The organism is Deinococcus marmoris DSM 12784 (assembly GCF_000701405.1).
Classification (GTDB): domain Bacteria; phylum Deinococcota; class Deinococci; order Deinococcales; family Deinococcaceae; genus Deinococcus; species Deinococcus marmoris.
The window spans coordinates 1-7,848 of sequence record NZ_JNIV01000151.1; the positions used below are offsets into that span (position 1 = coordinate 1).

The 7,848-nt window shown below is 60.8% G+C and carries 13 protein-coding genes and 1 pseudogene; 6 read left to right on the forward strand and 8 right to left on the reverse strand.

Translation table 11 applies throughout. The annotated features are described in order from the left end of the window. Positions 1-347: 347 nt before the first annotated feature. From Q319_RS0121680 to Q319_RS25890, 4 genes and pseudogenes are all read left to right on the forward strand, one after another. The gene (locus Q319_RS0121680) at positions 348-1,358 is read left to right on the forward strand and encodes a potassium channel beta subunit family protein (RefSeq protein ID WP_029484500.1); all 1,011 of its coding nucleotides are present in this window, start codon (positions 348-350) and stop codon (positions 1,356-1,358) included. 92 nt (positions 1,359-1,450) lie between these two features. Continuing rightward, a pseudogene (locus tag Q319_RS28855) lies at positions 1,451-1,576 on the forward strand (IS6 family transposase); the annotation flags it as partial. A gap of 133 nt (positions 1,577-1,709) precedes the next feature. Continuing rightward, positions 1,710-1,928 carry a hypothetical protein gene (locus Q319_RS0121690; protein WP_029484502.1) on the forward strand — a complete coding sequence of 73 codons (219 nt, stop codon included), beginning with the start codon at positions 1,710-1,712 and terminating at the stop codon, positions 1,926-1,928. Between the two features lie 49 nt (positions 1,929-1,977). Then, the gene (locus Q319_RS25890; protein ID WP_156039532.1) at positions 1,978-2,511 is read left to right on the forward strand and encodes a hypothetical protein; all 534 of its coding nucleotides are present in this window, start codon (positions 1,978-1,980) and stop codon (positions 2,509-2,511) included. Between the two features lie 224 nt (positions 2,512-2,735). On the opposite strand, the gene Q319_RS0121700 is transcribed toward Q319_RS25890, so the two are convergent. Next, the gene (locus tag Q319_RS0121700) at positions 2,736-2,924 is read right to left on the reverse strand and encodes a DUF6440 family protein (RefSeq protein WP_029484504.1); all 189 of its coding nucleotides are present in this window, start codon (positions 2,922-2,924) and stop codon (positions 2,736-2,738) included. 110 nt (positions 2,925-3,034) lie between these two features. Here Q319_RS0121700 and Q319_RS0121705 point away from each other — a divergent pair, with 110 nt between their 5' ends. Continuing rightward, positions 3,035-3,295: a hypothetical protein gene (locus Q319_RS0121705; RefSeq protein WP_029484505.1), complete on the forward strand. Its 261-nt coding sequence runs from the start codon at positions 3,035-3,037 to the stop codon at positions 3,293-3,295. 439 nt (positions 3,296-3,734) lie between these two features. On the opposite strand, the gene Q319_RS25030 is transcribed toward Q319_RS0121705, so the two are convergent. The 7 genes from Q319_RS25030 to Q319_RS0121735 all read right to left on the reverse strand — a co-directional run bounded on the left by Q319_RS25030 (position 3,735) and on the right by Q319_RS0121735 (position 7,447). Beyond that, entirely contained in the window at positions 3,735-4,046 is a 312-nt protein-coding gene (locus tag Q319_RS25030; RefSeq protein ID WP_029484506.1) for an HNH endonuclease, read from the reverse strand. Positions 4,047-4,351: 305 nt separating this feature from the next. Then, on the reverse strand, positions 4,352-4,615 hold the full coding sequence (locus Q319_RS0121720; protein ID WP_156039533.1) for a hypothetical protein: 264 nt from the start codon (positions 4,613-4,615) through the stop codon (positions 4,352-4,354). A gap of 373 nt (positions 4,616-4,988) precedes the next feature. Further along, positions 4,989-5,519, reverse strand: a complete 531-nt coding sequence (locus Q319_RS28860; RefSeq protein WP_029484509.1) for a glycosyl-4,4'-diaponeurosporenoate acyltransferase CrtO family protein — start codon at positions 5,517-5,519, stop codon at positions 4,989-4,991. A 114-nt stretch (positions 5,520-5,633) separates the two neighbouring features. Then, positions 5,634-5,759 carry a helix-turn-helix domain-containing protein gene (locus Q319_RS29205; protein ID WP_245619434.1) on the reverse strand — a complete coding sequence of 42 codons (126 nt, stop codon included), beginning with the start codon at positions 5,757-5,759 and terminating at the stop codon, positions 5,634-5,636. Positions 5,760-5,796: 37 nt separating this feature from the next. Continuing rightward, positions 5,797-6,012, reverse strand: coding sequence for a recombinase family protein (locus Q319_RS29210; RefSeq protein ID WP_245619435.1), 216 nt, complete (start codon positions 6,010-6,012; stop codon positions 5,797-5,799). A gap of 8 nt (positions 6,013-6,020) precedes the next feature. After that, positions 6,021-6,212: a recombinase family protein gene (locus Q319_RS29215; RefSeq protein WP_245619436.1), complete on the reverse strand. Its 192-nt coding sequence runs from the start codon at positions 6,210-6,212 to the stop codon at positions 6,021-6,023. Between the two features lie 257 nt (positions 6,213-6,469). After that, positions 6,470-7,447, reverse strand: coding sequence for a tyrosine-type recombinase/integrase (locus Q319_RS0121735; RefSeq protein WP_051655665.1), 978 nt, complete (start codon positions 7,445-7,447; stop codon positions 6,470-6,472). A gap of 140 nt (positions 7,448-7,587) precedes the next feature. Here Q319_RS0121735 and Q319_RS28880 point away from each other — a divergent pair. Continuing rightward, positions 7,588-7,848: DUF6444 domain-containing protein (locus tag Q319_RS28880; protein ID WP_245619438.1), on the forward strand; the 261-nt coding region annotated here is incomplete at its 3' end.

Consider the following 7,848-nt stretch of genomic DNA (forward strand, 5'->3'; position numbering starts at 1 on the left):
ACCTGCGGGCCTGAAGCTCGAGAGAAGACGCCTGGCATATCTAAACCGGAGATCAAGAACTTCAGTACCGGACAACTTGGATTTAAGCTTCACTGGCACGCGAAAAAGCCTTTGCTCGTCGCTTGGATGACGTTTGAGAGAACGTTGTATCCATCGTGCCGCCTCCTGACAGAGCCGACAAGCGCTTGAGATCAGAAGCTGTTCTCAGCGCATTTCTTGTCCCAGACGGGATCGTTGCTCATATCAAGCTTTCTGCCGATCTGGACGACGAAAAAGTGAAGTTGTCCAGTACTGAAATCAAGAACAGATGTGCTGTTTCGGCTTAGGGTGTCATGCGAGGTGACGCTATGGAATATCGTCGATTGGGCCAATCTGGTTTGCAGGTCAGTGCGCTTTCCTTTGGTGCTTGGGTAACGTTTGGCACGCAATTAGATGCGAACGGTGCCCTGGAACTCATGTCCGCTGCCTATGACCACGGGTGTAACTTCTTTGACAATGCCGAGGCGTACGCTCAAGGCCAGGCGGAAACCATCATGGGCCAGGCCCTGGCCAAGGCAGGCTGGCGGCGCGATAGCTACATCGTTTCAAGCAAAGTCTTCGGCGGAGCGGTTAAAAACCCAGCTCCAACTCAGCGGGGACTTTCACGCAAGCACATTTACGAGGCGTGCTACCAGGCCATCGAACGCCTTCAGTGCGGGTACCTGGATTTGTACTTTTGTCACCGCCCAGACCGCGCCACCCCCATTGAAGAAACGGTGCGGGCCATGACCGAGTTGATCCAGCGCGGTGACGTTCTGTACTGGGGAACGAGTGAGTGGTCGGCGCAGGAATTGATGGAAGCTTACGCCGTCGCCCGCCAGTACAACCTGATTCCCCCGACCATGGAGCAGCCGCAATACAACATGCTCACCCGCTACCGGGTCGAGGTCGAATACAGCCGCTTGTACCGCACGGACACGCTCGGCTTGGGCACCACGGTCTGGTCGCCGCTGGCGAGCGGTCTTCTGACCGGCAAGTACAACGATGTGGTTCCGAATGACACCCGCGTCAACCTGCCCGGTTACGAATGGTTGAAAGCCAGGCTCGAGAGTGAAGAAGGCCAAACCAACTTGATTAAAATTCGGGGCCTGGCCAAGATTGCCGACGACTTGGGCACGACCTTGCCGAAGCTCGCCCTGGCGTGGTGCGCCAAGAATCCAAATGTGAGCACGGTGATTACTGGTGCCTCCAAGGTCACGCAAGTGGTGGAGAATTTTTCTGCGCTTGAGTTGCTTCCCCAGCTCACCGACGAGGTGATGGCGGCCATTGATGCGTCACTGGGCAACAAAGAAACCCGCTTATATGGTTCGAGCGAGTAGAACCAAACTCGGGTATGAACAATGTAAGGTTGTGTCGGCTCGACTTGACCTGCGATGGTTGTGGCAAGTTATTCTAGTAGGGTGGCGCGGTGTTGAGCAGTCAGAAGCTTCCCGGATACCGATTCCCTCGTGAAGTCATCGGATACGTCGTGTGGCTGTATCACCGATTCACGCTGAGTGACCAGGATGGTGAAGAACTCTTGCATGACGTGGGGCTGCCGGAGGCCGGGGAACTGGTGCCGCTCCAGGACAGTGGAAAGCGCCGAGGATTGTTCATCAACACCGCGCCGAAGAAGCTGGAGGCCATGAAGGATCGCCATGCCCGGACCACCGTGAACGTGAGCTAGCAAATTGAACTCGCCCTATGACGCTGAGACGCACGAGGTCCGCATCGCTCTGCCAGACAAGCTGGACGGCGCGCTGTTCGGGGAAGGCGACTACACTCTGGAAGTCCTGCGGGGCAAGACCAGCCGGGTCAGGCTGCGCGAGCATGACGCGGAAGCCGTGGAAGGCCAGCGGCAAGCGGACGCCGAGCGCGAGCTGGAGCTAGGGGAGAGCGCCCCGGCTTAACTTCTGGGCGGTGAGACACCTGCAAGAGCAATCTTTTATGCTGAGGCACATGAAACTTTCCAAATGGGGCGCATTCGCCTGTGGACTCATGCTGCTGGGTGCTGGAACCGCTGCGGGCGGGCGTGTCGGGGAGACCAGGGTGTTCTACAGCGATATCCCCGTGCTGCGGTGGGTCGGGATCGTCGAGGGGGATGGCCAGTCCGTCGAGACGATGATGGGGTTCTTCTGCCGCAATGGCAAATTCACCGCCATATTGACGACCGAGACCACCCTCCTGAGCAGCGCCCAGCATGCCCTTCAAAATGCCACTGGGCGTGCGCCCAACGTGACGTACCAGGTGGATGCCCAGCAGCCCAAGACGCTGCCCTCCCAGCCTGTGGTGGATGCTGGCAGCCGTGACCCGGATCTCACCAAACTGGCCTTTGACGCGGCCCGCGACGCCATCTTGCTCGAAGCCTTCACCAACGCCACCACACAGGTGTTCATGCGCGTGCTTCGGACCGAGGCCGCTCCTCTGGAGTACACCTTCCAAGTGGCCGGGTTTAAACAAGCCGTACAGGCCGTGAACGCCTGCAAGGGGTAGCCGCCAGGACAAGGCAGCTCACCAGCCTGCTGCCACTCACGCCTCTCTTGATGGCCCTTTACTCGGGCATCCGATGCATGGATTTGACAGGGGCTGAATACCGCCCTATATTGAAGGAATCAAAGCGGCCTTGCAGGCCGCTTTTTCCATGTCTGGTCCGGCTCCCCATCCCCTGGACCCTAGGTGAGCGCCCTTGCCCTGGCGGCGCTGAGCGAAATGGGGAATCAGGTCTGAGACTGATCGTCCATGACCAGGGGCTTGCCGTCCCTGTCCACCAGTACGGTCAGGCCACCCCCCGTCCCGATCCACTGATACAGGTAGCAGACGCCTGTTTCCCGGTCACGCAGAACGCGGGTGACTTCGGTCAGGCTTTTCTCTTCGTGGACGGTTTCAAAACGCTTGGTCTTGGCCATAGTTCAAGCGTACTTCACCTGAAGTCCGGCTCGGTGCGCCAGGACGTGACTGGCGGTTTCGGGGCATGAGGACAGGTCTCAGAGCCAACCCGCTGCCGTATCCTGACCCCATGCGCCTGCCTGAATCGACTCCCACCGAACTGGCGAACCTGCTGGCCCGCGCTTACGCCGCCGATCACGGAAATGGCGACGATGGCCCCAGCGCTGCTGAGCGCACCGCTCTGGCGGACTACCTGGGATGCCATAAAGACGTACGCGCCGCCGCGCTTGCCGTGTGGTGTGAGGAACTGGACGGCGTGACCGAGAATGAGGCCGAATACTGGCTGGACGTGGAGTTCGTGGAGCCGTGCCATGAAGAGCGGGCCGTCTAAAGCGGAATGCAACGGGGCAGGTCTGAGCGGCGTGTCGGCCCTTTCTAGCCAGCGCCTACTTGCTGATCAGCAATCAGGCGCAACGCTATGGTGGCGACATGCGTGAGACCGCCTCTGGTCTAGTTGCAAGGGTTTTTCAAATCTCTGGCCGAGGCTGGGTGCTTGAGGTTCCTGCTGCCTCACTTGAAGGAGCGGTCTTCATAGGCGACTTGATCACCTGCGCGGCCACTGAAACACGCCGCACCGTGACTGTGAAAGATCTGGTGGTCCCGCGCAAACAGGGACAATCATGTGTCGCCGTTGTCGTGGGAGAGGTGCGAGAAGCTCTTGTTCGATCATGGCTTGGCCAAACTGTTGTTTTTACGCGGCCCGATCCTGAGTAGCTTTCTCTGATCTAGGGGTGATCGACTGGAGCCACGGCACACCTGCCACCGATCCGCTATGGAATGACGCTCTCGAACAGCGTGCCCCGGCGATCCTCCGTAACGCCCCGGAACAGTTCGGGGAACAGGCTGGGCATCCCCTTGCGGGCGCAACGCAGGTGGTATTCGATATGGGCGTGGTAGCGCTGGGAAGGTAGCACCAGCAGATTGGCCGGATCGTTGTTGGTGCTGTCGCCGCCCTCGTGGTGGACGATCTCGCCAGGGGCCAGGGGACGGGCCAGCATCTGCTCGGCCAGAACGCGGTGCAGCGAGCGGGCCTTGCCCGCCTTTTTGTCGCGTGTCTTCCGGTAGACCTTGCGCTCCCTCACCCCCGAACCTCCCGGCCCACTGTTCCACCCTTCTCCGTGTCCAAGCCAGAATACGCCGCCCTACAGGGCAGGCACCGCCAGTCTGCCGCGCTGGCCCAGCTTCCCAGAGGCAGCTCACTCAGCCGCCGGACTTCCATGGTTACGGCTCGGCCCTGCACCTTTGCCTCCCCGTGCACGATCAATGCGCGGGCGTCACGGAGCAGGACGCTGTGGGCTTCCCACAGCGTCGACAAGTTACTTGTGCCCAAAGCCGCACAACCCGGACTGGGTACCAAGTCAACCGCCTGCGCGAATGACGGCGTCAGCTACAGCACGACGTTCATGATCTTGACCAGTATCCCAATGGCCCAGAAGATCCCCACCAAGAACAGCACAAAAGACCACTGTTTCTGGTCGGCCAGCCAGTTCTGCCGGGCCTGATAGAAAAAGACGCCCGGGATCACCAGGCCGATCAGGGTGACCATGACCACACTCGCCCACAGGAACTGTTCAGACAGGACGAAGCTCACGCCAAGAACTAGGGCGTAGAGAATGCCCAGCACATGGACGGGCCTGAGGTGTCGCCGCATGCCTCCTTTGTACCATTACGCTCCGCACCAAGTGATGCCCGGTGAGCAGGTGACGCGTGAGTGCCATCGACATCTCGTTCTGAAGGCGAACATCGGCCTGTATTTAAAGGCGTGCCTGCCCATTTCCCCGCCATCGCACGGTGTTTTGACCTCCAGCGCCAACCTGACTGCAAATTCGGTGGCACATTAAAGTTCCCCTGCGCGCCGTGCACCAGGTGTGCCCTTCAGAGACGGCATTGCGGGAGCAATGGAACGGAGGGTCGGGGGATGTGCGCATTGATCACTGGTCCGTCCCGGACATTGACTCGGGGGCGTGACCCTGGGCGGCTCTGATCCTGTTTTGGATGACAGAGCCCAGTCTTCCGTTCCATTGCTACTGCGTTGCCGTAGCCCCACCAAGTTGCTGAATGCGCCAGCGCAGCAGGCGCTGCAACAAGATGGGGTAGACGTGCAAAGGGACCGCCAGCACCAGCAATCCGCTGACCACATCTGGCCGCGAAGACCACAGCGCAATGGCGATCAGGCAGGTCATCAGGAGCGCCCAGGCGTGGCCCAGTTCGGAACGCCAGGTTTCCTCGGTCAGCCTGGCAAGTTCCCCTCGCTTTCCGCTATAACCCCTGGCCTTCTGGATCATCCGGTTCCATCCGATCAGATCAAGAATCCGCTTGAAGGCCAGGACCCCTAGCCTCCGGGACCACCTGGACTCATTTGGCCCCACGTTGAGGGTGAGAGGTCCAACGGCCCTGGGGAGAACCTGCGGGACAATCTTGACCGCGACGATCATCAGGAGCCAGTGAAGAAGCCAGGCGAAAGAAAACGCTGGAACCGCAGCGACAGGCAGAAACAGACTCGTCCAGAGCGCGAGCGCCACCGTCAGGCCACTGGCCAGTCCCCATTTGATCATTTGACCTCGGCGCGCTGAGTATCGGGCGTGGAGTGGCGGTTGGCATAGAGAAGGCGACCCGGAGGTCGCCTTTGATGTCGCACAGAATAGCGCGGTATGCGCCCGGTGTCCAATTTATGCGCTGGGTGCGTCCTTCAGGTACTGATAGACGGTCTCCCAGCTGATGCCGAAAGCCCTGGCGAGGCTGGCCTTCGACTCGCCCTGCTCTGCACGCTGCTGCAGATCACTGATCTGGGTCATGGTCAGGGTCTTTTTGCGCCTTGTGCACGCCCGCCTTCTACGCTGCTTCGATGCCCTCGCGCTGGCGCTCACGGATCAGGGCGCGCTCGAACTCGGCGAAGGCCCCCATCACACTGAGCAGCAGCTTGGACATCGCCGAGTCTTCCCCGGTGAAGGTCAGGCCTTCCTTGATGAATTCGACGCGCACGCCTTTGTCCGTCAACCCGTTGACCAGGGCGCGCAGGTCATCGAGGTTGCGGGTGAGGCGGTCCATGCTGTGGACTACCACGGTGTCCCCCCCTCGCGGGCGTGACCCAGCAGGGCCGTCAGCTGGGGGCGATGGGCGTGGCCGCCGCTGACCTTGTCGGTGAAGACCTTGTCGAAGCTCAGGCCGTCCAGGTGGCGAACGGTGTTCTGGTCCTCTGAAAAAACGCGGGTGTAGCCGAGGCGGTGGCCTCTGTAGGAGTCCTGCATGACCGAGAGCCACCCCGTCAGCCCCGCTGGACGAGGAGCCGCCGCCTCTCTGAGGACATGTCACAGCACCCGCATGCGCGCTCAACGCCGAATATGCCCTCCTGCATCGCAAGAGGTCAATCGTGGCCCACCAAGACCTGCGCGAACAGGAATCGAATGTATGAATTTGACAGCGGCTGAATACCGCCCTATAATTTAAAAAATAAAAGCGGCCTCTGGGCCGCTTTTTCCATGGCACATCAGACGGAATCAGGCCGTCATCTGGCCGCTGGCCGGTGTCCTGGAACCGATAACCCCACCACATCGGGCAGTGCGGCAGCCGCAGCAGCGACACGCGCATTGGACGTGTGCGCATAGATCGTCGTGGTCTGAATCGACTCATGCCCCAGCAGCACGCGGATCTCGTCGAGCGTCCGGCCCGACTCGATCAGTGCCGTGGCAAAGGTGTGCCGCAATTTATGGGGCGAGACTTTCGCCACGTCCAACCCGGCACGGCGGGCGGCAGCGTCCAGCATGGCCCCGATGCTCCGGCGCTGCATCTGCTGGCCGGAGCGTTTGACGCTCAGGGGAGACCACACCCACGGGCTGACCGGATTCCCATGCATCCGCCGCAACCGCAGCCAACGGGTCAACGCACTCCGGGCCGTCTCAGACAGCGGCACGCGCCGTTCCTTATCGCCCTTGCCGATCACGCGCACGGCGATGGGCTGCCCGTCCTGAACCTCGATCTGATCGAACTTGAGATCCAGCATCTCGGAGATCCGCAGGCCCGTGCCGTACAGAAACGCCACGATGCACCAGTTGCGTTCGCCTCGGGCCGGACTCCGGTCATTCCAGACGGCGTCCAACAGCCGGGCCACATCCGTCAGCTCCAGCGCGCCGGGCAGGCGCCGGGGCAGTTTCGGGCGGCGCAGCTCGGCAGGGCCGAGTTGCAGGTCAGGCACGCGCTGAATGTCCCGGAGAAACACCCAGAAACTGCGCCAGGACGAAACCAGCCGGTGGTTCCGGCGGGGCGCGGGTTTGCTGTGGGCCAGGTAAGTGCGTAAGTCCGCAGCGCTGATCTGAGACCACTCCCGTACACGCTGGGCCTCGGGCAGCTCGGGCCGGTCCAGCCAGGTGCGCAAGAGGCGCAGATCCTTGAGGTACTCCTTGACGGTGGCAGGACTGAGACCTTCTTCGGTGGTGAGGTAGTGGACCCACGCTTGCATCTGATCGGTTTGATTCTGGGCAACCATTTGGAACTCTCCATTGCTCTGCTCCGTGAAGAGCTGAGACTTGGCAGTACTTTACCGAAAAGGTAACTACTCAGCAGGGGGACTTGCGGAGTGGAATCAGATAGAGTAGGCGCATCAAGAACGCTCTTTGCCCCAATTGCCTGATCCTTCAAGCTCGCCTTGACGAGCTTGAACTGCGATTGCTGACCCTGGAAGCTCGCCTTGCCGCCACAAGCCGAACTTCTAGCCAACCGCCCAGCCAGGACAAACCGTGGGTCCCCAAGAGTGAGCGCCAGAAGAGCAACCGCTCTTCTGGCGGGCAACGTGGCCATCCCGGCAAGACGCTCAAAATGAGTGAGCATCCTGATGAAATCAGGACGCTCCCGGTCACTGGGCAGTGCGGCTGTGGGCAGCCCTGGGAC